The sequence below is a fragment of the Agrobacterium sp. V1 genome (genome assembly GCF_030518355.1).
Lineage (GTDB): Bacteria > Pseudomonadota > Alphaproteobacteria > Rhizobiales > Rhizobiaceae > Agrobacterium > Agrobacterium cucumeris.
Window position 1 is genome coordinate 496,572 of the sequence record NZ_JAULSF010000002.1, and the last position, 24,628, is coordinate 521,199.

The 24,628-nt window shown below is 56.8% G+C and carries 16 protein-coding genes and 1 riboswitch; of the genes, 11 read left to right on the forward strand and 5 right to left on the reverse strand.

What is annotated here, in order from left to right:
• Position 1 precedes the first annotated feature (1 nt).
• From QSV77_RS16465 to QSV77_RS16475, 3 genes are all read left to right on the forward strand, one after another.
• Positions 2–1,351 (forward strand): HAMP domain-containing sensor histidine kinase, encoded by a 1,350-nt coding sequence (locus tag QSV77_RS16465; RefSeq protein ID WP_302734307.1) that lies wholly within the window; start codon positions 2–4, stop codon positions 1,349–1,351.
• A gap of 246 nt (positions 1,352–1,597) precedes the next feature.
• On the forward strand, positions 1,598–2,791 hold the full coding sequence (locus QSV77_RS16470; RefSeq protein ID WP_302734308.1) for an efflux RND transporter periplasmic adaptor subunit: 1,194 nt from the start codon (positions 1,598–1,600) through the stop codon (positions 2,789–2,791).
• 8 nt (positions 2,792–2,799) lie between these two features.
• Entirely contained in the window at positions 2,800–4,749 is a 1,950-nt protein-coding gene (locus QSV77_RS16475; RefSeq protein ID WP_080820138.1) for a MacB family efflux pump subunit, read from the forward strand.
• Positions 4,750–4,954: 205 nt separating this feature from the next.
• On the opposite strand, the gene QSV77_RS16480 is transcribed toward QSV77_RS16475, so the two are convergent.
• Together QSV77_RS16480 and QSV77_RS16485 are read right to left on the reverse strand one after the other, a co-directional pair.
• A complete protein-coding gene (locus QSV77_RS16480) occupies positions 4,955–5,836 on the reverse strand; it encodes a LysR family transcriptional regulator (RefSeq protein ID WP_302734310.1) in 882 nt (293 codons plus the stop codon).
• Between the two features lies 1 nt (position 5,837).
• Positions 5,838–6,671 carry an acyl-CoA thioesterase gene (locus QSV77_RS16485; RefSeq protein WP_302734311.1) on the reverse strand — a complete coding sequence of 278 codons (834 nt, stop codon included), beginning with the start codon at positions 6,669–6,671 and terminating at the stop codon, positions 5,838–5,840.
• 97 nt (positions 6,672–6,768) lie between these two features.
• Positions 6,769–6,975: riboswitch (cobalamin riboswitch) on the reverse strand.
• A gap of 350 nt (positions 6,976–7,325) precedes the next feature.
• On the opposite strand from QSV77_RS16485, the gene QSV77_RS16490 reads away from it, so the two are divergent.
• Genes QSV77_RS16490 through QSV77_RS16500 form a run of 3 tightly spaced genes read left to right on the forward strand, consistent with a single transcriptional unit; the run spans position 7,326 to position 9,893 of the window.
• Entirely contained in the window at positions 7,326–8,309 is a 984-nt protein-coding gene (locus QSV77_RS16490; RefSeq protein WP_302734312.1) for a DUF1852 domain-containing protein, read from the forward strand.
• A 27-nt stretch (positions 8,310–8,336) separates the two neighbouring features.
• Complete coding sequence (locus tag QSV77_RS16495; protein ID WP_142843591.1) at positions 8,337–9,365, forward strand: methionine synthase; 1,029 nt, start codon at positions 8,337–8,339, stop codon at positions 9,363–9,365.
• A 27-nt stretch (positions 9,366–9,392) separates the two neighbouring features.
• Positions 9,393–9,893, forward strand: a complete 501-nt coding sequence (locus tag QSV77_RS16500; RefSeq protein ID WP_302734313.1) for a flavin reductase — start codon at positions 9,393–9,395, stop codon at positions 9,891–9,893.
• Between the two features lie 80 nt (positions 9,894–9,973).
• On the opposite strand, the gene QSV77_RS16505 is transcribed toward QSV77_RS16500, so the two are convergent.
• Entirely contained in the window at positions 9,974–10,822 is an 849-nt protein-coding gene (locus QSV77_RS16505; protein ID WP_302734314.1) for a hypothetical protein, read from the reverse strand.
• 12 nt (positions 10,823–10,834) lie between these two features.
• Positions 10,835–12,289, reverse strand: a complete 1,455-nt coding sequence (locus QSV77_RS16510) for an amidohydrolase family protein (protein ID WP_302734315.1) — start codon at positions 12,287–12,289, stop codon at positions 10,835–10,837.
• A gap of 777 nt (positions 12,290–13,066) precedes the next feature.
• On the opposite strand from QSV77_RS16510, the gene QSV77_RS16515 reads away from it, so the two are divergent.
• Together QSV77_RS16515 and QSV77_RS16520 are read left to right on the forward strand one after the other, a co-directional pair.
• Positions 13,067–14,746 (forward strand): hypothetical protein, encoded by a 1,680-nt coding sequence (locus QSV77_RS16515; RefSeq protein ID WP_302734316.1) that lies wholly within the window; start codon positions 13,067–13,069, stop codon positions 14,744–14,746.
• A gap of 181 nt (positions 14,747–14,927) precedes the next feature.
• Entirely contained in the window at positions 14,928–16,679 is a 1,752-nt protein-coding gene (locus QSV77_RS16520) for a tetratricopeptide repeat protein (RefSeq protein WP_302734317.1), read from the forward strand.
• Positions 16,680–16,757: 78 nt separating this feature from the next.
• Here the strand turns inward: QSV77_RS16520 and QSV77_RS16525 are convergent, their stop codons facing one another.
• Positions 16,758–17,555, reverse strand: coding sequence for an EAL domain-containing protein (locus QSV77_RS16525; protein WP_302734318.1), 798 nt, complete (start codon positions 17,553–17,555; stop codon positions 16,758–16,760).
• Between the two features lie 621 nt (positions 17,556–18,176).
• Between QSV77_RS16525 and QSV77_RS16530 the strand changes: the two genes are divergently transcribed.
• The 3 genes from QSV77_RS16530 to QSV77_RS16540 all read left to right on the forward strand — a co-directional run bounded on the left by QSV77_RS16530 (position 18,177) and on the right by QSV77_RS16540 (position 24,613).
• Positions 18,177–23,417 carry a YadA-like family protein gene (locus QSV77_RS16530; protein ID WP_302734319.1) on the forward strand — a complete coding sequence of 1,747 codons (5,241 nt, stop codon included), beginning with the start codon at positions 18,177–18,179 and terminating at the stop codon, positions 23,415–23,417.
• Positions 23,418–23,428: 11 nt separating this feature from the next.
• Entirely contained in the window at positions 23,429–23,998 is a 570-nt protein-coding gene (locus QSV77_RS16535; protein WP_302734320.1) for an invasion associated locus B family protein, read from the forward strand.
• Positions 23,999–24,079: 81 nt separating this feature from the next.
• The gene (locus tag QSV77_RS16540) at positions 24,080–24,613 is read left to right on the forward strand and encodes an invasion associated locus B family protein (protein ID WP_302734321.1); all 534 of its coding nucleotides are present in this window, start codon (positions 24,080–24,082) and stop codon (positions 24,611–24,613) included.
• Positions 24,614–24,628: the final 15 nt, after the last annotated feature.

A 24,628-nucleotide genomic window follows, 5' to 3' on the forward strand; every position in this document is an offset into this window, starting at 1 on the left:
GATGACCAGCACATCCCTTCGCTGGCGATTCACTTTTGGTTTTATCGTTCTGCAGCTCTGCGCGGTCATCGCCTCGCTCAGCCTGGTTTTCTATCTCCTTTCTGGCCTCAAGCCCGATGTGGCGATCACGTCCATCTGGCTGTCTCAGGAAATCGCAGACTCGGTTCGTCTCGAGCCGAATGGCCGGCCCCATCTGGTTCCAACGGCCGAGCTTAAAGAGATTATGGAGGAAGCGCCTGACCTGTGGTTCGTGGCAGACCTTGGAAAAGATATTGTCCTTGCACACGGCGCGCCTCCCGGGAAAATTGCCGACAACATGCCATTCCTGCGGGCGTTCAGAAGTGTCGAGCTCCATGGTGACCTGAACGATCCGCTGAGTGTCGCGCGCATGGAGCGTTTCGACACAGAGGCCGGTGAGGCAACGATTTTTGCCGGCGGTGTTTCGATGTCCCAATATGGTGTGACCGTGCTGTTGGGGAACCTTGCCATCGGTGTGCCGGCGCTGATCCTCGTCGCCATTTCCCTGATTGGCGTCCCGTTTGTCACACGCTGGGCTTTGCGGTCCTTCAGCGACCTGACCAGGCGTCTCGACAGGATCGATCTCGACACACGTGGCGCCCTGGTGGAAGAGCGGGGCTTGCCCACTGAGGTGCTTCGTCTGGTGCGCGACATCAACAGGGCGCTGCGTCGTCTCGATAGCGGCTTCGAGGCGACAGAGCGCTTCTTCGTCAACGCGGCCCATGAACTTCGAACGCCGATTGCTGTCCTGCAGGTGAGAATCGATACGCTTTCACCAGGTGCGGATAAAACACACCTGCAGACGGCCATCAAGCGACTTACAGCGATCGCAAACCAGCTTCTCGACACCGAGAAGTACCGGCAGAAGCCCCAGCAGAATGCACCTGTCGATCTCAACAGCGTTGTGTCTAAGGTGGTTGCCGACCTTGCTCCACTGGCGATTGCCGAAGGTTACGAGATTTCGTTCGATAGCGATGCGGAAAACCTGTTCGTTCCCGGCGATGCTGAAGCTCTGGAGCGTGCATTCGTCAATCTGGTTCGTAATGCAGTTCAGTACGGAGGTGGCGAAGGACAGATATCGGTCAGTATTGAGGCTGACGGCAGCGTGACTGTCGCCGATCAGGGCTGCGGAATTGCCGGCGACAAGCAGTCGCGCATATTCGAACCGTTCTACCGGGTCAGCCCTCACGGCTCAGGTGCGGGCCTGGGGCTCAGCATGGTCAACGAGATCGTCACCCGTCACGGCGGCTACGTTGAGCTTTCGTCCGCTCCAGGCAAGGGCAGCACATTTGCCGTACGCTGGCGCGAGAAGCGCGTTTTCCAGCAGCGGTAGGTCCGTCGCCTGCGCAACAGGTCAAGGCGTTTTCATCCGTCGACGTTGGCTGAGCACGGCCGCGATCACTTGATGCCTGGCGGGCAGTCTCTGGCACGCCATCCACATCGCAAACACTCTTTGCCGATCGGTTGATTTTACAGTGCTTGCCAAACGGATCAGGCGCGACGACGACCCTCCGTAATTTTCAGGTAACTCTCGTGACAGAGAAAGCCCGCAAATTTCAATAGCATGGGCCACGACTAAATGACACCACACATTACCCGCAAGCGTTTGATCCTGGGGGCGGCAACCCTTGTCGGTCTGCTGGGCGTCTGGCTGCTGTTTCTGCGTCCGCCGGCAAAGCTTGAACTGGTGACGGCGCAGGCGCGAACGGGTGACATTGAAGAGGTGGTGCTGGCGACCGGGGTTCTCGAACCGCTCGAGCTGGTGCGTGTCGGCGCTCAGGCCTCGGGTCGCATCGAGCATCTGGCTGTCAAGATCGGTGACATCGTCGAGGCTGGCCAATTGGTGGCCGAGATCGATTCCCAGACCCGGCGCAACACCTTGCGGGACCGCGAGGCCGCTTTGGCTAACATCCGCGCCGTTCACGCCGCGCGCAGCGCCGGTCTGGTGAAAGCCGAGAAGGATTTCGAGCGCGAGCGTGACCTGCTGGCAGGTGGTTCCACGCCGCGCGCCCAGTATGACGCTGCGGTTGCGATGCGAGACACCGCGCGGGCTGAGGTTCAATCGCTGGACGCTCAGGTCTCCCAAGCGCAGGTCGCGCTGGAGTCTGCTGGTATAGAACTGGACTATACGCGCATCACTGCCCCAATCGCCGGCACGGTGGTCGCGATCGTCACCGACGAGGGCCAAACCGTGAATGCCCTGCAGACCGCGCCGACCATCGTCATGATCGCGCGATTGGACACAATGACGGTGCGCGCGGATATCTCCGAGGCTGACGTCGTGCGTGTGCGGCGGGGCCTGCCGGTCTGGTTCAGCATTCTTGGCGATCCGAAGCGTCGTTTCGATGGGGAGTTGCGACAGGTGGAACCGGCCCCGGCCTCCATCGCCAACGAGAGCAACGCCGCCGCGAGCCGGATTGGCTCAACCAACGGCGCGGTCTATTACACCGGGCTGATCGACGTGGCGAATGCGGACGGGGTCCTGCGGCCCTCCATGACGGCGCAGGTGTCCATTGTCTTGAGCCGCGTCAGCGGCGCCGTGCTGGTTCCGCTCAGTGCAGTGGAAGGAGCGCCCCGGGCCGGCGATACGGCGCGTGTGCGCGTACTGGACGCGAAGGGCGAGGTCCAGATCCGGCAGGTCCAGGTCGGTATCGATAACGGCGCGGACATCCAGATCCTTAGCGGTCTTCAGGCAGGCGACACCATCGTCCTTGGAGCATCCACGGACGAACGCACGGATGGCCAGGCTCAACTGGCCGCGGCGAAGCGGTAGGGCGCGTTATGACGGAACCATTGATCCGAGTACGTGGGGTATCCCGCGCTTTCCCCGCAGGCGACGAGATGGTGCGGGTGCTGAAAGACGTCGACCTCGACATCGAGGCCGGCGAGATGATGGCTATCATCGGCGCCTCGGGCTCCGGCAAGTCGACGCTGATGAACATCCTTGGCTGCCTCGATCGTCCGACGGACGGCAGCTACTGGATCGAAGGACGCGAGACCTCGAAGATGTCCGTGGACGAACTGGCGGCGCTACGCCGTGAGCGTTTTGGTTTCATCTTCCAGCGTTATCATCTGCTTGGCGATCTCAGCGCGGCCAGCAACGTCGAGGTGCCGGCCATCTATGCCGGACGCAGCCGATCCGACCGGCACAAGCGAGCGATCTCCTTGTTGACCCGACTGGGCCTTGCCGAGCGGACGGGCAATATCCCGGGCAAGCTTTCGGGCGGCCAGCAGCAGCGGGTGTCGATCGCCCGCGCCCTGATGAATGGCGGCGAGATAATTCTGGCCGACGAACCAACCGGAGCGCTGGATACGCACAGTGGCGCCGAAGTCATGAAGATCCTGCGCGAGCTTCATGCCGAAGGGCATACCATCATCCTCGTCACTCACGACAAGAAGATCGCCGAACACGCGGATCGGGTTGTCGAGATCAGCGACGGCGTTATCATTTCCGACGAGCGCAATATATCCAAATCCGCCGCGACGGCCCGTCCCATCCGCGAGCACGCGCCGGGCGCTGGCTGGCGTGGTGCAATTGACCGGATGACTGAGGCCTTTCGTATGGCGGGCGCGGCAATCTGGGCGCACAAGATGCGCTCGCTTTTGACCATGCTCGGCATCATCATCGGTATCGCCTCGGTGGCGGCTATTTCGGCACTGGGAGCCGGCTCGCAGCAACAAATCCTGAGCAGTATCAGTTCGCTCGGCACCAACACGATCGAGGTGCGGGCCGGTAAAGGCTTCGGCGATCTGGAAGCGGGCAAGATACGGACGCTGGTTCCCGCCGATGCAGAAGCGCTGGTGAACCAGCCCTATGTCGACAGCGTGACACCAACCGTCACGACGAGCGTAACTGTCAAGCGCGCCGCCGTGGCCGTCAATGCGTCAGTCACCGGAGTTGGCGCGGACTTCTTTCGTGTACGGGGCCTTGAGCTGGCGCATGGACAACTGTTCGACGCCCAGGATGTTATCGCCTACAGCCAGAATGTGGTGATCGATGCAAATGCCGCGCGAGACCTGTTTCCAGACCGGGTTAACCCGGTGGGGCAGGTCATCCTTCTGGGCACAATGCCGGCGAGGGTCGTGGGTGTGACGAAACGGGAAAATTCCTTCGGCCCGGCGGTTGATACGTTGACCGTTTATGCGCCCTACACAACCGTCATGGGCCGCATGCTGGGTCGTCCGAACGTCGACGGCATAACGGTCCGTATCAGAGACGATGTCGATCCGGGTAATGTCGAGGCCGCAGTTTCCCGCCTTATCGAGCGTCGGCATGGCGCGAAAGACTTCTTCCTCACCAACTCGGCGACCATTCGCGAGACTATCGAGACCACCACGCAAACCCTGACGCTGCTGATTTCGTCAGTTGCCGTGATCTCGCTGATTGTCGGCGGCATCGGCGTGATGAATATCATGCTGGTATCCGTGACCGAACGCACCAAGGAGATCGGCGTTCGTGTGGCTGTCGGCGCGCGCCGCAGCGACATCCTTTCCCAGTTCCTGATCGAGGCCGTCATGGTCTGCCTTGTCGGCGGCTTCATGGGAGTGATGCTCGCCCTCGGGATCAGCGCTCTTTTCAATTTGCTGAGCCCCGACTTCAAAATGATCTTCTCTTCAGGCTCCATTATGGTGGCCTTCGCCTGCTCAACCCTGATCGGAATCGTCTTCGGCTTCCTTCCCGCCCGCAATGCGGCAAAGCTGGACCCGATCGAAGCCTTGGCGCGTGACTGATGAACTACAAGCGTCTGCTCGGTGGCCAGAGGCAATCTGCGCGGTTGATGCCTGCGCTCATCGTTTCACTGCTGCTCTTGTAATTGGCGCTTCTTTTCTACGGAGCACTGGTCGGCTGTTTTCTGGGATATGCTCGGCAGAAAGCCATGCCGGCCACATAGGTTTTGTCACATCAAGGGTCTAATCGCCGCTGCGATCGCGACGCTCATCTTTGCCGTGACGTCTCAACAAACCCGGCTATGAAATCCACAGCGTCGTCGCCCTCTCTTAGTCCGAGGTGGATGCTTTTCCGTATGCCGTCCGGACCAATGTGGATGGGGCGGACGCCGAGCGCTGCCGCTTCCCGGCGTACCAGCCAGTCGGGAACGGCGCTGACCCCGCGCCCTGCCGCGACGAGTTGAAGCATCATCTCCGTTGTCTCGACATTGCGATGGTGGCGAGGACGGCAGTTCGCGGGTACCAGGAACTGTGTGAAGACGTCCAGCCGCTCCGGCGGCACCGGATAGGTGAACAGTGTCTCATCCAGCAGGTCCATGGGTTCTGCGTGGTCTTTCAATGCCAGCGGATGATCGATTGGCACGGCAAGCACCAACTCGTAGTCAAACACCGGCAAATAATGGATGCCAGGTGTCTCGATCGGATCCGGGGTGATCAGGATGTCGATTTCGTATCCCGTGAGAGCTGTCACGCCGCCGAAGGCAAATGAGGTCGTCAGTTCCAGGCCCACATCTGGCCATTCCATAAGATAGGGCTTTGTGACACCCATCAACCATTGATGGCAAGGATGGCACTCCATGCCGATCTTGAGCGAGCCGCGCTGGCCGTGGCGATAATCTGACAGGACATCTTCGGCCCTTTCGATCTGTGGGAGAACGCGCTGGGCCAATGTCACGATGTAGCGGCCGGCCTCGGTGAGACGGAGGTTACGGCCGTCCTTCTCCCACATCGGCACGCCATAGCGTTCTTCCAGCTTGCGGATCGTGTGGCTAAGAGCAGACTGGGAGACGTTCAGCCGCTCCGCCGCTGCTGTCAGGCTGCCCAAGCGGTCTACTTCACGCAGGATCGATAGATGTTGTCTGTCCAGCATGTTATGCCCGCCCTTGGTAAGGAGCCGGGTGTGCAGGAGCGCTATCGCGGACAGGAACCAGCCGATGGTCCGTGTCGACCGCGACCATCGTGAAATGTCCGGTGGCGGTAATATGTCTCTCGCCGGTCAGCAGGTTTTCGGACCAGAGTTTTGTTTCGATGGACATGGAGCTGCGGCCAACACGCGTGACGTGCGCCACCGCCTCGACAATCTCACCGATCTCGATTGATCTTGCAAAGTCGATGCGCTCGGATGAGGCCAGTACCACAAGCTTGCCGGAGTAGCGCGACGCTGCAACGAATGCCGCCTTGGTCATGTAGGCGATCGCTTCGCCCCCGAACATCCGGCCGACACTGTTGGCCTGATCTGGAAATACGATCTCCACCATGGCCACTGTTTCCGTGGCTTCCCTGGTCTCTTCGGGAGCGAGTACGGGCAAGGCGTAGCTCGATGCATTTTCGCCCTCTGGAACGGCAACCATATGAAAGATGCCCTTCGTGCAGGTGTGCCGCTGACGACCGACAATGGTTTCCGCCACCATTTCGACCTCAACCGTCAGAGAGCGCCGGCCGGCCCTGACTGGTCTGGCCGTGAATTCGACGATGTGCCCGATGCGCGCCGGCTGCCGGAAATCAATGCGCTCGCAAGAGGCGGTCACGAAAGGTGCCCGCCCGAACCGGGTCGCCGCAATGAAGGCAACACGATCCATGAGTGCGAGACCGGTTCCTCCGAAGAGCGTACCGTGGTGATTTGTATCTCCTGGAAAGACGATGTCGATAAGACTGGTTATTGCGCCGCGCTGAGCAGGCTTTTCTATCGTCGGGATTTCTGTCATCGGCACTACCATCAGCTTTTGGCAGGGCAGGAACATGACGCAAGACGACGGCACGGGAATGCCTGTCGCGAAAGCGGCACTCCGGGACACCCCGCCCGTGGACGTTATCTATCGCGGCAGGTCTCCTGGCTTACGGGTCGTCGCTTTGGTCCGTCTTCCCGAGGCTTGCCTCAGTGACATGGATGGACTTTCGCTCGCCGTTTACAGTTGCGGGGGCAGCTTCGGCTTCAGGCAGCAAAGCCCTGACCGAATTCCCTCTTAGCTCCGGACTTTCGCCCGCAGAACCACGATGACAAACCAATGTCGTATGTCGCTGGAGTGGTCAAGGCGTCCACCATCGGTTTCGTGGAAGTGAAGGTCATCACCTCGGCCGAGATATGCATTCGTCCCGTCCTAAGGGTCTCGGAAGACTGGGGCATTCCCAAACCTTCGGACCGACCGTCTCTCGTACCAAATCATGAACAGGGCTCATACTTCCGTGAGATAATACCATTTTTATTCGATCGATCTCTCAGGCACAAAACGCACATCGCTCTCGGGTCGGGACAGATTAAAAGCTGTCGACTGAGGCTATTGAAAATAACATCCGGTGCGTCCTGAAACTTACGTCAATGAAATCAGGGTTCATCGGGGGATTTAGGGCGTTCGATCGTGATGACCAAAGATTTTAGCTTCAATATAAAGAAGATCTCTTTTGATGAGGGTTATCGCCCGTCAGAAAATACGCGCGTCACGACGAATTTTGCCAATCTCGCCAGAGGCGAGAACCGCGCGGAGAACCTCCGCAACGCCTTGAGGATGATTGACAATCGTTTCAACGCTCTGGCGCACTGGGATAACCCCGAAGGTAATCGTTATTCTGTCGAACTCGAAATCATTTCGGTTGAGATGAATGTCGGTTCGCAGGGCAATAATGATGCCTTTCCCCTGATTGAAATCCTGAAAACGAATATCGTTGATCAAAAGACCGGCGAGCGCATCGAAGGCATCGTAGGAAACAACTTTTCCTCTTACGTCCGGGATTACGACTTCAGCGTCGTGCTGCCGGCTTACAACAAGGATCGCCCCGCCTTCGGTACGCCAGAGGATTTCGGCGATCTGCATGGAAACCTGTTCAAATGTTTCCTGAACTCACAGGCTTACAAAGAGCATTTTCACAAACCGCCAGTCATTTGCCTGAGTGCCTCCAGCAGCAGGACATATCGTCGAACCGGTAATCAGCATCCTGTATTAGGTATTGAATACCAGCAGGATGAATTGTCTTCGACCGATCGCTACTTTCAGAAAATGGGGTTGCAGGTTCGATTTTTCATGCCGCCGAACAGCGTAGCACCTTTTGCCTTTTATTTTCTCGGTGACCTGCTCGATGACTACACCAATCTTGAGCTTATCAGCACCATCAGCACGATGGAGACTTTCCAGAAAATCTACCGGCCGGAGATTTACAACGCCAATTCTGCGGCAGGGGCCTGCTTTCAGCCTAATCTCCGGCACCAGGATTATTCCCTGACGCGCATCGTCTACGATCGCGAGGAACGCAGCCGGCTGGCTGTCGAGCAGGGAAGGTTTGCTGAAGAGCATTTCATCAAACCGTACAAGACCGTTCTTGAGCAATGGTCTGCCAATCACGTTCACTGACGAGCCAAACACACAAGGTTGCCTATCATGAAAACACTGTTGCCCACGTCAACCGCCGGCAGCTTGCCCAAGCCCTCGTGGCTTGCAGAACCTGAGAAATTGTGGTCGCCCTGGAAACTGCAGGACGAGGAATTGATCAGCGGCAAGCAGGACGCTCTGCGTTTGTCTCTCGATGATCAACGGCAGGCAGGTATCGATATTGTCAGCGATGGCGAGCAAACACGCCAGCATTTCGTCACGACGTTCATCGAGAACCTCGAAGGCGTTGACTTCGAGAAGCGCGAGACGGTCAGAATTCGGGATCGTTATGATGCGAGTGTCCCGACAGTCGTCGGTGCCGTCTCTCGCAAAAAGGCGGTTTTTGTCGAAGACGCGAAGTTCCTGCGTCAGCAGACCAGCCAGCCGATCAAATGGGCTCTGCCCGGTCCGATGACGATGATCGATACACTCTTTGACAGCCACTATAAAAGCCGTGAAAAGCTGGCCTGGGAATTCGCCAAAATCCTCAACGAGGAAGCGAGGGAACTGGAGGCTGCCGGGGTCGATATCATTCAGTTCGACGAGCCCGCCTTTAACGTCTTCTTTGATGACGTGAATGATTGGGGGGTCGCTACCCTGGAAAAGGCAATCGAAGGGCTCAAATGCGAAACTGCCGTCCATATTTGCTATGGCTACGGCATCAAGGCCAATACAGATTGGAAAAAGACCCTGGGGTCGGAGTGGCGTCAATACGAGGAATCCTTCCCCAAACTGCAAAAATCCAGCATCGATCTGATCTCGCTGGAATGCCACAACTCTCATGTGCCGATAGATCTCATTGAGCTCCTTCGAGGCAAGAAGGTGATGGTGGGCGCCATTGACGTGGCAACCAATACCGTTGAGACCCCGGAGGAAGTCGCCGATACTCTGCGAAAAGCACTTCAGTTCGTAGATGCTGACAAGCTCTACCCTTGCACCAACTGCGGCATGGCACCCCTGTCTCGTCGCGTAGCCAGAGGCAAGCTGAATGCCCTCGCCGCCGGTGCGGAAATTGTCCGTAAAGAACTGTTGGTCTAAGCGTTGGCGCAGCAGCAGGAGGCCGACATGAACATGGTGAACCACCGCTTCGAAATTGTGGACAAAGCCGCGTTTCGAAATGGCATGTCGCGCCTCGGCTCTGCGGTCAACGTCGTCACCACCAGATCAGGCGGCAAGCGTTATGGCTTCACGGCCTCGGCGGTTTGCAGTGTCAGCGATACGCCGCCAACACTTCTCGTCTGCGTCAATCGTGCGAGCTCGTGTTTTCATGCCTTCGAGAACACGCGCCATTTCTGCGTTAACACGTTGATGCCAGGTCAGGAGGACATATCCGAACGCTTTGGTGGAAAGACGCCGGCAGAAGATCGATTTGCGCTCGGCGATTGGAGGGATGGGCTTACGGGCGCGCCGATCCTTGCCAACTCCTCCGTCAGCTTCGAATGCGAGTTATCCAATACTGTCGACGAGGCGACGCACCGCATCTTCTTCGGGCGTGTGATCGACATTCGTGAGAATGAAGCACGGGCAACGCTGCTCTATTGCATGCGTCGCTATCTCGCCGGCTAGGCGCAGGTCGCGAGTTCGTATCCGTTCGAGACACGAATGTGTAGCCACAACTGTCTGAGGGCTACTTTCAGTGAAGCCAATCAGAATCGCCACGTCATCCCAAGGACAGGTCCACTCAACATCGTATCGTAGACATGACCGTCGCGATCATAATCGACTTTCAACGCCTTGTAGCCGGCAGATACCGAGAGGTTATCCGTAACCAGATAGTTGGCAGTAGCAAGCACTGACCAGGTGATGTCGGATCCTGCTCCAAAGCCGCCGACATCGGCTTGGGCCTGAACGGAGAGCTTCTCAGTCAGTGGAAGGAACGCTCGCAGACCAACCACCGGGTCGACCCATCCAAAGCTCTCATCGTGCGTGGCCGTTTGGCTTCCGATGGCGAAATGACTTGCGGTGACCGTGACGTCATTCGAAATATGCCAGAAACGTGCTCCTGCAAGAGCATCCAGTGTGAACTGCGATGTGTCGATAACCCGGTATCCGCCCTGCAGCGTCGCCATGAACTGTCTTGTGTCAACCTTCCCGTCAATTGTAGCCCCAGGCGGTATCGTGACACCCAATCCTGGAATCTGGAAGGCGGAGAGCGGCCCTGTGGCATGACTATCAGTGGTGTCGACATACATGATGTCGCCTGAGAAGATAAAACGGTCGTAACGCCCCCACAGGTTCACAAACCCGCCGAAGTTGAGGTCGTCCATCACATCGGAAAAGGATTTGTCCACGTCTATCGTTGGACCGCGCCTAAAAGGTGACAGGCTGCCATCAAGGCCTGCCGCCCACAGGTAAGGCGTTACCTGAAACGCCCAGCCTGGACGAGAGGTCCCTTCTGGAACGGGTTCGGACGGCAGGTCACGAGTTGTGTCAGCCGCATGTGCAACCGGCATCCCGCAAAGAGACAGCGCAATGAAAAGAGAAAACCGCTTCAATTTTTTCCTCGCTCAGGCTGAAATCGTGTTTTTATGGATCCGGCCATCCTTGATGATGAGTTTCATCGTGCGATCGGGATCAGCGATCAGCGAGATGTCCTCAAGCGGATTGCCATCTATCAGCAGAAGGTCCGCATAAGCACCGGCTTCAATGCGCCCGAGCTTTGCCGGATAGGGGTTGCGTGGTCCCGAGAGGCCTGCGAGTTCCGCGTTCCCACTTGTCAGCAGGCGTAGCACATCGACATTGTCATACCATCGAGCGAATTTGGCGAGTTGTCGACCTTGTGTCGCAGTTCCCTTTGGATTGAACAGGATGTCTGTGCCGAGCGCCATTTTTACTCCGTACTTGCGTCCGAGTTCCACAGCGCGGGCCGTGCCCTCGGCAATGCTTTGCTGCTGCGCTCGCTGCTCTGGCAAAGGATAGGTATTCGCGTCTTCATCAGCGAGAAAAGGCTGGATGCTCCACCAAACGCCAGTATCAGCCATGAGCCTGACCGTTTTATCGTCGGCAAGCTGACCGTGCTCAATTGATTTGACGCCGCAGGAAATCGCTCTTTGTATCGCCGCCGACGTGTAAGCGTGGATACATACGTATGTTCCCCAATCTGCCGCAGCAGATACGGCAGCTTTCATTTCTGCCTCTGAATATTGAAGAGCATCGACCGGATCGTAACTCGAGGCAACGCCGCCACCGCCCATGATCTTGATCTGGCTCGCACCAAGCATGAGTTGCTCGCGCACGCGGCGGAGAACTTCCGCTTCTCCATCGGCGATCGCCGAAATCCCGGCCTGCTCCGCAATGCTAAGGGTGCTTTGTGATGTACGCGGCAGATCATTACGCATACGAAAGTCGCCATGCCCTGATGTCTGCGAAATCATCGCACCGGAAGGGTATATTCTCGGCCCTGCGACGCGCCCCTCATCTATGGCCCGTTTGAGCGAAAATGAGGGCCCACCGACATCTCTGACGGTTGTAAAGCCGCGCAATACCGTCCGTTCGGCTTCCTGTGCGGCAACCAGATGAACGTAGGGAATATCAGCAGTCATCGCTGTTACTTGCGAAATGCCCGCAAGGAGCGAATGCCAATGCGCATCGATCATGCCTGGCATCAGGGTCCGCCCACCGCACTCAATAACGTCTGCATCGGCAACGTCGTCGGCCGATGCGACGAGGGCTTTAGTGAACTTGCCCTCCACGAGAACGCTTCGGCCTGTGATCAGCCTGGAGTTTATCCCATCGAAAATACTGACGTTCCGGAGCACAATCGGCTTTTCCGCTTTTTGTGCGAATGCTGGGCTCGCGATTCCAAGCGCAGGGACGGCGAGCGTTGCCGCGATGCCTTTTAGAACCGAGCGGCGCGACATTTCTTTGCCGATCCTTGCGAAAAGCTGCTGTGCGTCTGAACTATGACACGCGCAGCCCCCGGCATGATTAAGATGCTGGTATTGACGACCGAGGCTAAACAATCTGCACACTCCTCGTTTCACGCAAAGATTGTACTAGGCGGCAGCTGGAATTTGCGCAACCCCTAATATTGTGTCGAGATAAAAACACGATTGGAAGGTCGGCTATCCTTCCAACGCCTTTCGAACCGCAGCTATTTTCCGTTTTCGTTGGTGGGGCACTATGTCCATGGAGCTAGGGAAAAAACACAGCGAAAAACGCGAAGTTTTACATTGGCCTATGGGTGGCCTGAGAACCGCAATTCACCAAATTGTCCGCTTCTCCACCGACCAGCTACCTGCTGGTTCGTGCTGCTTTCCTTTAGACTGGATAAGGCTGGCTGATTTTCGGGCCGTAAAGACCGCGGCAAAGGCGCTACGCGAAATTTCCTGCCCGGTATGGCTTCGTCATTGATCCGGCAAAAAAGGCTCCGCGGCATCGGCGATCAGGCGGCCTTGGGGGTTACAGACCGATGCTCAACACTGTCGTACTGCAAAGGCATGGACATCGTGGTCGATCCAGACCGATACATGGACGCGTTCCGCGAATTTCATTTTCCTGTCAACGGGCGAGGGCGAGTAAGCGATGGATATTTGCCGGTCGCGGTCGATCAATGCTCCGCGTAACACCGTTCCATGCGGTTTCACGCCTTTATATTCGCTGCAACTCCTTATCTAACGTCTCGAAGTTGGCGCCTGAAGAATGCGTCAACGTACCAGACGGCTCCGCCATAAGCTGTCTAAATCTGCCCGCAGCGACGACTGCGGGCTTTTTTAATGAGATGTACCAGGACAGCAGAAATGATCGTCGCCTTGGCGGAACCGCAGACAAGCAAACCAGACACCGGCAGAGTGCTTTCGGCGGAACGTGAAAAAGAGGCGATACTTCACACGCTCTCCAACATCTGCACTTCGGACACTTTCCGAAATTCTCCGCGGATGCAGAGTTTTCTCCGTTACATCGTGGTGGAGACGATCGAAGGTCGCGCAAATGGTATCAAGTCCTATGTCATTGCCACGGACGTGTTTGACAGATCGCCTTCGGCAGCAATTATCAATGATTCTGTTGTGCGGACGGCGGGAACGCGGCTGCGACTGCTACTTGAGCGCTACAACAGCTCCCCCAAACCCGCAAATGCGATCGTGATAACTCTTCCCCGGGGAGCTTACATTCCTGATTTCAACAGGAATCCCGCCTATGAGCGGAGCGATCCGGCTGGAGTTGAATTTCGGAAGACGCTGCAAATAGGCTGGCCCCTCTGCTGCGCCTTGGTACTGCTCGTTATATTGGTGATGGCATATGGCCTGATTTCTCCCGAGCAGCCTTCAGCTGCCCCGACACTGTTCGTTCAGGAAATGGAGTATCGCGAGAATGGCAAACGGCTTAACGCGTTCTCCACAGAGTTCCCCGCTCTCATTTCAGGGCAAATGGCCAATTATGGTGGTGCAAATATCATTGATGCGTCATCTTCAAGGGTCCAGCCAAACCAGTTAACGCATACGCACAATCCGAGCTTCTCGCTTGGGAGTTCGTTACTCGAGGTAGATGAAAGCGTTTTTCTACTCTGGAAAATAGTCGACGTTGATACTCATGAAATCTTATGGGCTGATCGCGACGATCTAGGGCCGTTGGAGCGGTTGGACACGAGTCTCATTGCCAAACGTTTGGCTGTTCAAGTTCTGGGACTGAACGGAGCACTGTCGAAGATCAGTGCCGCAGTTGGTAACCCGGTGCAATGCGTTACACGTGCCGAACGAATTTCACTTGTCTATCACTCTGACTTTGGACCTTCGACGCGCTCCTGTCTGGAAAAACTCGTCAGAGACCAACCTACAAACGCCGACGCCTGGGGGTTGCTCGTGCAGGTATATTTCAGGTTGGCCAGGCGGGCCGCATCCTTCGGCGATGATCCGAAACCCTATCAAAACCTGCTGCAACAAGCCGCCACGCAGTCGATGTTACTCGCGCCAAATAGTTTTTCATCGCGATTGGCTGAAATGTACGCATCCATTGATGCGAAGAATTTTGGGGTATTCGCCGATGTTGCGTGCGAATTGATCGACGACTTCCATGATCCCCATCTGAAAATCCGGTTCGGTGCAGCACTCGTCGCCATCGGTCGGCTGGAGGAGGGTACCAATTTGTTACGGCAAGGGCTCAACGAGACCGAATATAAGGAAACGGGACCATTCTTATGGCTCGCATATGCATCATATTTTGCAGGTGATTATCAAGGCGGGCTTCAGAAATTGTCCTACGTGACGAGGGAGGATCATTATCAGCTTCCTCTACTCAAAACGGTTCTTCTCGCAGAACTGGGGCATGCGGCCGACGCTCGCATCGCGTTGGCGGAACTGCACCGGTTGCGGCCCGGATATGAAGATCACCTGGACTTTGATCTTCGGAACGCAAATTTCTCGGAAGCCTATATCGAGAAGATGAGCAACAGTTTGCAAAAGTTGAAGGCGATGAATCAATGACACGCTCTCCATCTGCACGTACCTTCGGGCCAAGATCACCCACCGCCTCCCAAACAACATTTTTGAAATTTGTAATTTAGATAATGCTTTAATTTAGTGTAGATATTGCCACGGTAGGTTTTCATGCATGGCTGCCAATTTTTTGGCTCGGAGTGCGCAGTAGTATTTGCTGGAGTTCCGCTTGACAGGTGATCTCAAAATCAACCCGATCGATCGCGAGGAGGTGATGGCCGCTTTATCGCAGATGTTTGCGTCCGAGATGTTTCGCAATTCCGAACGGATGCAGCAATTCCTGCGATATATCGTGATCGAAACCCTGGAAGGCCGTGCTGACCGCATTAAGTCCTACTCGATCGCTATCGAAGTTTTCGGTCGCAATTCCGGTTTTGACTCTGCGGAAGACCCTATCGTCAGAACGACAGCAACGCGTTTGCGATCACTTCTCGATCGCTATAATCAAACAGCCAACAACGAGAATGGCATCATAATCCAATTGCCCAAGGGCCGTTATGTCCCTGAATTTCAACGAAGGGAGGAACGACAGGAAACGCGGCTGGATGACACGGAAACGGGCCCCGCCAGAACAGAAACGTTGAATAAAAGAAAGCGCTGGCCAAGCGCTCCATTTGCTTATGCGGGAATTTCCCTATCTGTCGTCGCTGCGGTCGCATTGGTGATAACAGCAGTCCTGCTTGATTTCATACCATGGCCGCCATTTACGAGTGTGCCTGATCACACGGCCTCTGTGGTGGTAATAGTTCGGGATACAACGGCAACTGCCGGAAGTCAGGCCGCGCACTATTTGGCACAGGATTTTTCCGAACTTGTGGTCGGAAAGCTTGTAAACCACGGCGGAATAAAAATAGTCGATGCCGCCGGGGAAGCAGCAGACTTCGTCAGTTCAATTGTTAAGTCTCGCCCCGATGACGATGTTTTTACATTTGACAGCCTGGTGCGGGAAGGGGGCGGAGCTCTCTCCGTCCTCTGGAAATTAAACGATGCCCGCAGCGGTGTCGTCGTCTGGGCAACCGAGGAACCGGTCAAAAACGAGGCACTGCGCGACCCCAATGCTGTCGCGGACGTCGTGATCGGACGCCTGGTCGGGCTCGAAGGAGCAATACCGACTGTGCTTTCGATTATATACGGCGATCACGCTGATCGTAGAGAGTGCCTGACGAAACCGCAAAGAATTGCATTTATTTATCACTCAGCATTTCAGCAAAATATGCGGCAATGCCTTGAGAAGGTCGTGGAGAAGGATCCAGCTGATGCGGAGGCCTGGGGCGTGCTTGCGCAATTGTATCACAGGCTCGGTCGAAATGCTGCGTCTTTTGGAAAGGATACAAGCGAGTTCAGTCAGTTGTTAAGTGACGCGGCCCAGAAAAGCGTGGAGCTCGCCCCTCAATCGTTTCTCGGAATGCAAGCATCGATGTATGCTGCTTACGACAAGAAGGATTTCCAGGGGTTCGAATTTGTAGCCAGACGAATTCTAAGCCGTTTTCATGACCCTCATCTTAAAATCAGGATCGGTAATGCCTTCTCGAACATTGGTCGGGACGATGAGGGAATTCCGCTCACACGAGAAGGGATTGAGGAATCAGGTGAACTGCAGGGCCTGGGCTACCTGTCGCTCGGCTATGAACGATATTACCGGGGAGACATGCTGGGTGCGCTTGAAATGTTAAGCCGCGTTAACGCGGAGGATTATTACCTCGTGCCGTTATTACGCGCAATTACGATGGCGCAGCTCGGTCGATCAGAAGAAATGAACCAGGCAGTAAGCCGGTTGCATGCGTTACGCCCCGATTATGAAGAGAATCTCTATTACGACTTTAATCATAACAACGTTACAAAGCCCATTATCGACAGCATTGCGGTCGGATTAAGAAAAGCCGGGTTGCAGGTCGTTGATCCTCAGGCCCAGCTAAATTGACTGCCGCCAAAAGCGATCGTGACGTCTGTGCAGGAATTTCTGGCGGGAGCCGTGTGTTTGGGGCCTTCCTCCGAAGCGTTAAAACAACATGCTCTGACGAATTGGGTCTATCGGCGAATGCTCAGGTAAAAAACCTTTCGGCCTTGGTTTGCAAATAAAATAGCCCTGCACATGTGTCGCACCAGCTGCAGCCGAGCGTATAAGATCTCGAGCGTCCTCAACCCCCTCCACGACGACCAGCGGCGCGACGGCTTTCGCAAACCCGATAATATGATGGAGCGAAGAATGGTTTTGCCCGCTCGATCGGATATTTCGTAGCAGCGACTTATCGATCTTCACAATATCGACCTCAAGTCTCAAAAGCATAGCTGGTGACATGTAGCCATCGCCAAAATCATCCACGGCAACGCGGCATCCCAAGCTGCGAGCCTGGGCGAGATTTTCAATGAACGCGTCAATATGCGCGATCGGACGAGTTTCTGTTATTTCGATGATCAATCTGTCTGCGACATGAGAATTTTCTGCGATGATTTTGTAAACGCTGTTCCAGGCGTTGTTGTCCTGGATGGTATCGACAGAAATATTACACCCAAGTGCGCCCCGTTCGGTCTGATTGAGATGGGAAAGCGCAAGTGTGATCATGTGCTCGTCTAACAGGCTGATGTTGCCGGCAGCCTCCAATTGCGGAATGAAGGCATCGGGGGCCACAAGGCGTCCTTCGCGGTTCACCATACGGACGAGACATTCACCGTATAGTTCCAGCGTGTTGTCCAGTGCGCAGGAAATTGGCTGAACAACATAAGTCATCCGATCCTGAGCCACCGCAGATAGAAAGTCATCTTTCGCGGATGGCTTTTTGATAAAAGGGAAATTCATGCTTATCACGTTCGACCTACAAATTGGTGGATATAGGACGGGTAATGCTCAGTTGTATCGCAAACGTCCGATGCGCAAATCTGGCATTCTTTAACGGAAAAGATCAGTTTGATACCGCTACAGCACGGTACCAAGCGCGATTGGGCGTCGCTCTCCCGCAGTTCTAATCCGGCATTACCTGAGGTTATGGCGCCCCAGAGCGTGAGGCGAGATATCGCTGTGAGTATTCGGACGTGGGTGAAATCGCACAGCTAAGCAGGGTTCAATGAATGCTGGGCGCACTTTTTGTGCTTGAGGAGAGAAACCTGATTTTGCGAATCTCCGGGATCACTGCGTTCGAAGCAGAATTATAGATATTCATTACCTCAATAGTCCCAAGACGTACGTCGACGAGTGTATCGCTGCGCGTAGAATTGCCATTAAAAAAAACAATGGCTTCTATTCTTTTTTCTCCGTTTGCAACATGTCTCGCAACGGTATCACACCTCCCGCACGGTCTTGTTTGAGGTTAGCAGGCGCTTCGCATGCAGCTGGGTCTTCGTTTCAAAATCGTAATCCCGTCTGCACTGAAAATTTTGACGGGCCTATGTCCGGCTTGCAACTGGGAAGAAGTCCATAATTATGAAGCATAAAGCGCAAAGTGCCAAAACTGCAAAAGAAAAGGTTTCTCGTTTTGCAGAGAATTGGTTTGGCAAAAATGCAGATTCCCGTTTCGCACGACGCCGATTGTTCGCCATGCTGCGTATGGCTTACCGGGTTCTCGGCATCAAATCGCGGCGCGGCCTAGGACTTTTGGGAATTGCCGCTGGACTCGGTCTCCCGTCCGCCTCGCTTGTAATGGCGAATGGCATATACATTAATGCAAACACAGACGGGCGGTGCGTGAGCATCAACGATCCGCAGGACAGCTTCGCAGTGGGTTCGCCGACTTTTATCCAGGACGCAACCGCCTATATCAACTTGCGCAACAATGCTGCCGAATGTAACTCGAACAACAAGGCAACCCAGACAAATTCTGTTCTGTTCTACCGTCCAGCAGGTGTGAACGGAGTCGGAGCCACTTCGCTGAGCTTAGGAGGCGAAATTTACGTCAACGGGCTCGCGATGCTCAACGGCTACGTTCATATTCCGATGGCAACTCTTCAAATGGGAAGAGATACAGGGGCCGGATTCAAGATCGGAAGCACAACAACCAGGACCGTACACTCCGGCGATATCGCAATCGGCGGACAGGCCTCGGCAGACGGAAGTGTTGCGGATGGTGCCGCGCAAGGTTTTGCGGTCGCGATCGGCAATAATTCAGAGGCGATCGGGACCTATGCCCTCGGGGTCGGTACGGCAGCGAAAGCAAGAGGCCAGCGATCCACAGCTGTAGGTCCATCGACGCAGGCGGAGGGATATTCCGCTCTGGCCGCAGGTCGATTTGCACAGGCCTATGGACCCAATACAACTGCAGTCGGACGGAATGCAATAGCAGGGATCGCAAACCAGTTGACTGTCGCAGAAGGCGCCGTCGCTGTGGGCTACGGCGCACGGGCAAGAGCGGAAAACGCGATAGCATTGGGAAGAAACGCCCTCGTTGAGCAGAACATACGCGACGCAATGGCGTTGGGATTCGGAGCCACTGCTGAAAATGACTTCAGTGTTGCGCTGGGTTCCAATGCGAGAACCGGGAACATGGTTGCATATCCAACAGCAACCTTGGCTGGAACAGTCTATAACTTCGCAGGCGGTGCACCACACGCCGAACTCTCAGTTGGTAGTTTGGCACAGCAAAGACAGATCACGAATGTTGCATCGGGGCGGATCAGTTCCGAGAGTACGGACGCCATAAATGGTTCGCAGCTCTTTGCCGCTTTCTCAGAGATCGGGAAAACACACAGTCGGGTCAACGATCTCGAAACAAGGATGGCCGCCCTTCCAGCTGCCGGAACGAACCCCGGACAGACACGTGTGGACGAATCCGTGCGCGCTGCGATCGGAGGCGGCGCGGTGATCAATGAGGCAGGCGGTCTCGTCATGCCGCAAATTACATTGAATAGCCTTGGAGCAAGAGTTGACGGCAACGGAAACACGGTCCCAGCCGAACAACCCGACAGCCTTCTGGGTGCAATCGCCGCGCTCGACAATGAAATGATCAAGAATGACCGCGCCATTGGAGCAATCATTGAAAGTGCGCTGTTGTGGCACCCTGACAAAAAAGCCTTCGATGCTGAGCGCATCGTTCCCCAGCTTGATGGTGATGGAAGGCAATTGCTGGACGGTGATGGCAACCCAATGATGGTGCGTGAAAATGGAAAGATAACAAATCTCGCACCCGGAGCTCTTACCCCGGAATCGTCGGATGCGGTAACGGGTGGTCAATTGTCCGAGACCAACGACCGCGTTACCGATCTTGCCACCAAGGCTGACCGCCTTGGTGAGGATTCACTGCTTTGGAACCAGACGTCCGGTGCGTTCGATGCCCGCCACGGAACATCGGCAACCAGCAAGATCTCCAACATTGCCGATGGCGTGCTTGTAAATGATGCCGTCAATGTCGGGCAGTTGCAAACTGTGGCATTGGCCGCCAGCACCGCGCAGACCGCTGCAGACGCCGCCAAGACTGCCGCTGATAACGCCCAAGCATCTGCCAATGCTGCCCAGACCACGGCCGATGGTGCCAAGACCGCTGCTGATGCCGCGCAAGGTACGGCCGATAATGCCCTGACTGCGGCGGGCAACGCCCAGACGACGGCCGACGGCGCGAAGACCGCCGCCGATGGTGCCCGGGCTGCCGCCGATGGCGCCAAGACCGCTGCTGATGCCGCGCAAGGTACAGCCGATAATGCCCTGGCTGCGGCGGGCACCGCCCAGACCACAGCCGACGGTGCGAAGACCACCGCCGACGGCGCCAAGACCGCTGCTGATGCCGCGCAAGGTACAGCCAATAATGCCCTGACTGCGGCGGGCAACGCCCAGACGACGGCCGACGGCGCGAAGACCGCGGCCGATGGCGCCCGGGCCGCCGCCGACGCCGCGCAAGGTACGGCCGATAATGCCCTGACTGCGGCGGGCACCGCCCAGATGACGGCCGATGGTGCAAAGACCGCCGCCGATGGTGCCCGGACTGCCGCCGATGGCGCTAAGACCGCTGCTGATGCCGCCCGGGCCGCCGCCGATGCCGCGCAAGGCACCGCCGATAATGCCCTAACTGCGGCGGGCACCGCCCAGACCACGGCCGACGGTGCGAAGACCACCGCCGACGGCGCCCGGGCCGCCGCCGATGGCGCTAAGACCGCTGCTGATGCCGCGCAAGGTACAGCCGATAATGCCCTGGCTTCGGCGGGTACTGCCCAGACGACGGCCGACGGTGCGAAGACCGCTGCCGATGGCGCCCGGGCCGCTGCCGACGCTGCGCAAGGCACCGCCGATGCTGCTTTGGCTGCGGCCGACACCGCCGGTTCCCAGCTCGCAGGGATTGGTGCCAACGAAACCGTTGCTGGCCGCATTGCCGGCGTTGGACAATCGACCGCCGATGCTCTGGGCGGCGGCTCGTCGGTGAACTCGGATGGCACGGTGACAGCGCCGGCCTACGGGATTGCCACGATAGGGGCGGACGGTACGGCGCAGGACCCGACGGTGCATCACAATGTCGGGGATGCAATTTCTGCACTCGACGGCAATATCGCCACGGTCAACACGCGCGTGGATGATCTTGCCGATGACAGCCTGCTTTGGAGCGAGGAGGAAGGTGCTTTCAGCGCAAGCCACGCCCTTGAGAAAACAAGCCGCATCGCGAATGTGACGGCGGGTGTCGTTGAGACCGATGCCGTGAATCTGGGGCAGCTGGACACCGTTCGAAACGCTGCAGATGCGGCGCAGATTGCGGCGACTGCCGCACAAGGCACTGCCGACACTGCGTTGAGGGCTGCGGGCACTGCCCAGCAGGCGGCACAGGGCGCAGAAACCGCGGCTGGCGCCGCGCAGGCCTCTGCGAATGCGGCGCAGGTCGTGGCTGATAACGCTCTGGCCGCGGCAGGGGCTGCACAGAATACGGCCGATACCGCACGGGATGCGGCGGCGACTGCACAAAACACGGCTAATGCCGCTCTGGCCGCTGCGGGGAACGCCTCATCCCAGCTGGCGGGGGTTGGCGCCGATGAAACCGTTGTTGGCCGTATCGCAGACCTTGGTCAGTCGACTGCCGATGCGCTTGGAGGCGGCGCGGCCGTTAATTCCGACGGTACGGTGACGGCCCCGTCCTACGGGATTGCCACGATAACGCCGGACGGTACGAAGCAGGATCCGACAGCGCATAATAATGTCGGAGACGCACTCTCCGCACTCGACGGCAATATCGATACGGTTAACACCCGTGTCGACGATCTGGCTGGCGACAGCCTGCTGTGGAGCGATGACGAAGGCGCCTTCAGCGCCACGCATGGCAACGAAAAGACGAACAGGATTGCCAACGTGGCGGCGGGTGTCGCTGACACCGATGCCGTCAATTTCGGGCAACTGGAAGCGATCAATAAGCGGGTGAGTGATGCATTTGATCTGACAGAGGAAAGCTCTCAACAAGTTGACGGGCTTAAAGAGGCATTGGTGCAAGCACTTGGTGGAGCCGCGGTGCTGAATGCCGATGGAAGTGTTGCAGCACCGGCATACGGAGTTGGGACCATCAGCCCCGACGGTACGGTGCAGTCCCCGACAATCTTCAGCAATGTTGGCGATGCACTTGGAAGCCTCCGTGGCAATGTCGAAGTCGTCAACAATCGCATTGATAATCTAGCTGACGAAAGCCTTAGGTGGGATGCAGGCGAGGGAGCTTTCAGCGCTAGCCATGGCGATGACAAGACCAACCGTGTCGGCAATGTCGCTGCCGGTACACGCGACACCGATGCCGTAAATGTCGGGCAGCTGAATGTCGTCAGCGATGCCACAAATGCTGCGCAGGGGACGGCTGATGGCGCCATGGCTGCCGCTACCGCCGCCCAGTCCCAGTTGGTTGGGATCGGACCCAACGAAACTGTTGCTGCCCGCATCGCCGAAGTTGGACGCTCTGCCGCGAATGCGCTCGGTGGTGGTGTTACCACGAATTCCGATGGCACATTAACGACGCCGGCCTATGAGATTGCCATGATCGGAGCGGACGGCACGACCCAAGGCCAGAGGCTGTATAACAATACGGGCAGCGCACTTGCCGCCCTCGGCGACAATATCGGTACAGTCAACACCCGCGTCGACGATCTGGCAGAGGCGCAGGCAGCCAGCCTGACCTACGACGCTACACCGAACGGCTCCCGGGCAAACTCGGTAACATTGCTTGGCGGTGACCCTAATGCCCCTGTCTTGATCAGGAATGTGGCGATGGGTGTCGATGAACAGGACGGGGTGAATGTCCGGCAGTTAAAACAGGCCCAGCAGGAGCTGGAAGCGCAAGATCGTCAACGTGCGACGGAGGCCCGTGCCTATGTTGATCAATCCAATGTTGATACCCTGGTGGCCGGCAAGTCTTATGCCGATGAGGTCGGGTCAAACACGCTGACGACCTCCATGCAATACACCGACCAGTATGTCGGCTCGCTTGCGGGCGATATGAATGAAGGCTTCAACAGGCTCAGCTCAAGCATAAACGAGGTGCGTGGGGAGGCAAGGCAGGCTGCGGCAATCGGACTGGCGGCGGCCTCGCTGAGGTTTGACGACAGGCCCGGCAAACTTAGTCTCGCGGTTGGTGCAGGCGCCTGGCGCGGAGCCGGTGCCGGAGCTTTCGGTCTCGGTTACACCAGCGAAACCGGCAACATGCGGATGAATGTTTCCGGTGTCATGACCGAAGGGAATTTCGGTGTGGGCGCCGGCCTGAGTTTTACTCTCAACTAATTGGCTGAGCTATGCGTCTCTTTTACACAATGCTGTTGATTTCGATCGTGTCTGCCTTTGGTGGCGCAATTGCTGCCGCGGAGGACGGTTCGCGGCAACCGTTTCGGTTGAAGCCCTCCGACGTGGTGGTGCCGGCAGGATCCGTACTTGGCAACTATCAGCGGGTCGTTCGCCCATTTGAGAACTGGGAGCTGATCTGTGACGAAAACCTCGTTTCGATGAAAAAAATCTGCAATGTGACCCAGTCTATCGTGGACGGGGAGGGAAAGGTTGCCTTCAGCTGGTCCCTGGCTGCCACAGACGGGGGCCAGCCTGTCATGATACTGCGGACACGTCCCGATCCGGACGGAGACAGGATGATTGTCTTAAACGTGCCCGGGCGCCAAAAGCCGGTCAGCATCAAAATCCAAGCCTGCGATGTATCCGTCTGTACGGCCTTTTTGCCGGTAGGGGCGATGATGCGTGAGCAAATCCGCCAAAAGGCCACGATAGAGGTCAGCTATTCATCCGCCGCCATGGGCAATGTCAGTTTAAAGGCGCCATTGGCGGGGCTTGTTGCCGCTTTGGCCGCTATCGAGTAGTCGCGCCCCGATGAAGCGCGTTGCGGACACAATCTTCCATTTGAACCTGTCAGAGATCGTTGTGCTTATATGAAAACAGTCATGAAAATTACCGCGAGCATCGGAGCTTTCCTTGTCTTGGCGGGCGCCACTTTTTCGCACGCCCAGACACCGACGTCACATACGTTACCAGGAGGAGCGACCTCCGTCCGTGAGGTTTTTCGCGACTGGATCGTCGAGTGCCAGGTGATCGGGAACGCCAGTGACTGCATAATTTCACAGGAGCAGACTCAAAGCGACGGGCGACGCCTGCTGCTGATCAACATCCGGCCTCAGAATGAAGGCACGGTAAGTGGTACGATGGTCCTGCCATTTGGGTTGATTTTGACACAGGGCGTCAGAATCCAGATTGATGAGGGAGCGGTAGGCGATGTGCCACTGCCCTTCCACACCTGCCAGCCTATAGGTTGCATTGTCGAGTTCACATTGAGTGCGGCTCTTGTTAAGGCAATGCGCGCCGGGGCGGCTCTCAACATCCTGGGCACGGTACCGGACGCAAAGGAGCATCCTTTTCGGATCCCGCTGGGCGGCTTTTCCGCCGCATCCGAGAGAGCCCTTTTGTTGATGCGTTCTTGAGCATAGCAATGCTTC

Excerpts from the sequence above, each read along its gene's own strand:
- QSV77_RS16495 (WP_142843591.1), top strand. The coding sequence starts at position 8,337 with ATGAAAACACTGTTGCCCACGTCAACCGCCGGCAGCTTGCCCAAGCCC.
- QSV77_RS16525 (WP_302734318.1), bottom strand. The coding sequence starts at position 17,555 with ATGAATTTCCCTTTTATCAAAAAGCCATCCGCGAAAGATGACTTTCTA.
- QSV77_RS16475 (WP_080820138.1), top strand. The coding sequence starts at position 2,800 with ATGACGGAACCATTGATCCGAGTACGTGGGGTATCCCGCGCTTTCCCC.
- QSV77_RS16500 (WP_302734313.1), top strand. The coding sequence starts at position 9,393 with ATGAACATGGTGAACCACCGCTTCGAAATTGTGGACAAAGCCGCGTTT.
- QSV77_RS16485 (WP_302734311.1), bottom strand. The coding sequence starts at position 6,671 with ATGACAGAAATCCCGACGATAGAAAAGCCTGCTCAGCGCGGCGCAATA.
- QSV77_RS16470 (WP_302734308.1), top strand. The coding sequence starts at position 1,598 with ATGACACCACACATTACCCGCAAGCGTTTGATCCTGGGGGCGGCAACC.
- QSV77_RS16465 (WP_302734307.1), top strand. The coding sequence starts at position 2 with ATGACCAGCACATCCCTTCGCTGGCGATTCACTTTTGGTTTTATCGTT.
- QSV77_RS16535 (WP_302734320.1), top strand. The coding sequence starts at position 23,429 with ATGCGTCTCTTTTACACAATGCTGTTGATTTCGATCGTGTCTGCCTTT.
- QSV77_RS16530 (WP_302734319.1), top strand. The coding sequence starts at position 18,177 with ATGAAGCATAAAGCGCAAAGTGCCAAAACTGCAAAAGAAAAGGTTTCT.
- QSV77_RS16540 (WP_302734321.1), top strand. The coding sequence starts at position 24,080 with ATGAAAATTACCGCGAGCATCGGAGCTTTCCTTGTCTTGGCGGGCGCC.
- QSV77_RS16490 (WP_302734312.1), top strand. The coding sequence starts at position 7,326 with ATGACCAAAGATTTTAGCTTCAATATAAAGAAGATCTCTTTTGATGAG.
- QSV77_RS16480 (WP_302734310.1), bottom strand. The coding sequence starts at position 5,836 with ATGCTGGACAGACAACATCTATCGATCCTGCGTGAAGTAGACCGCTTG.
- QSV77_RS16515 (WP_302734316.1), top strand. The coding sequence starts at position 13,067 with ATGATCGTCGCCTTGGCGGAACCGCAGACAAGCAAACCAGACACCGGC.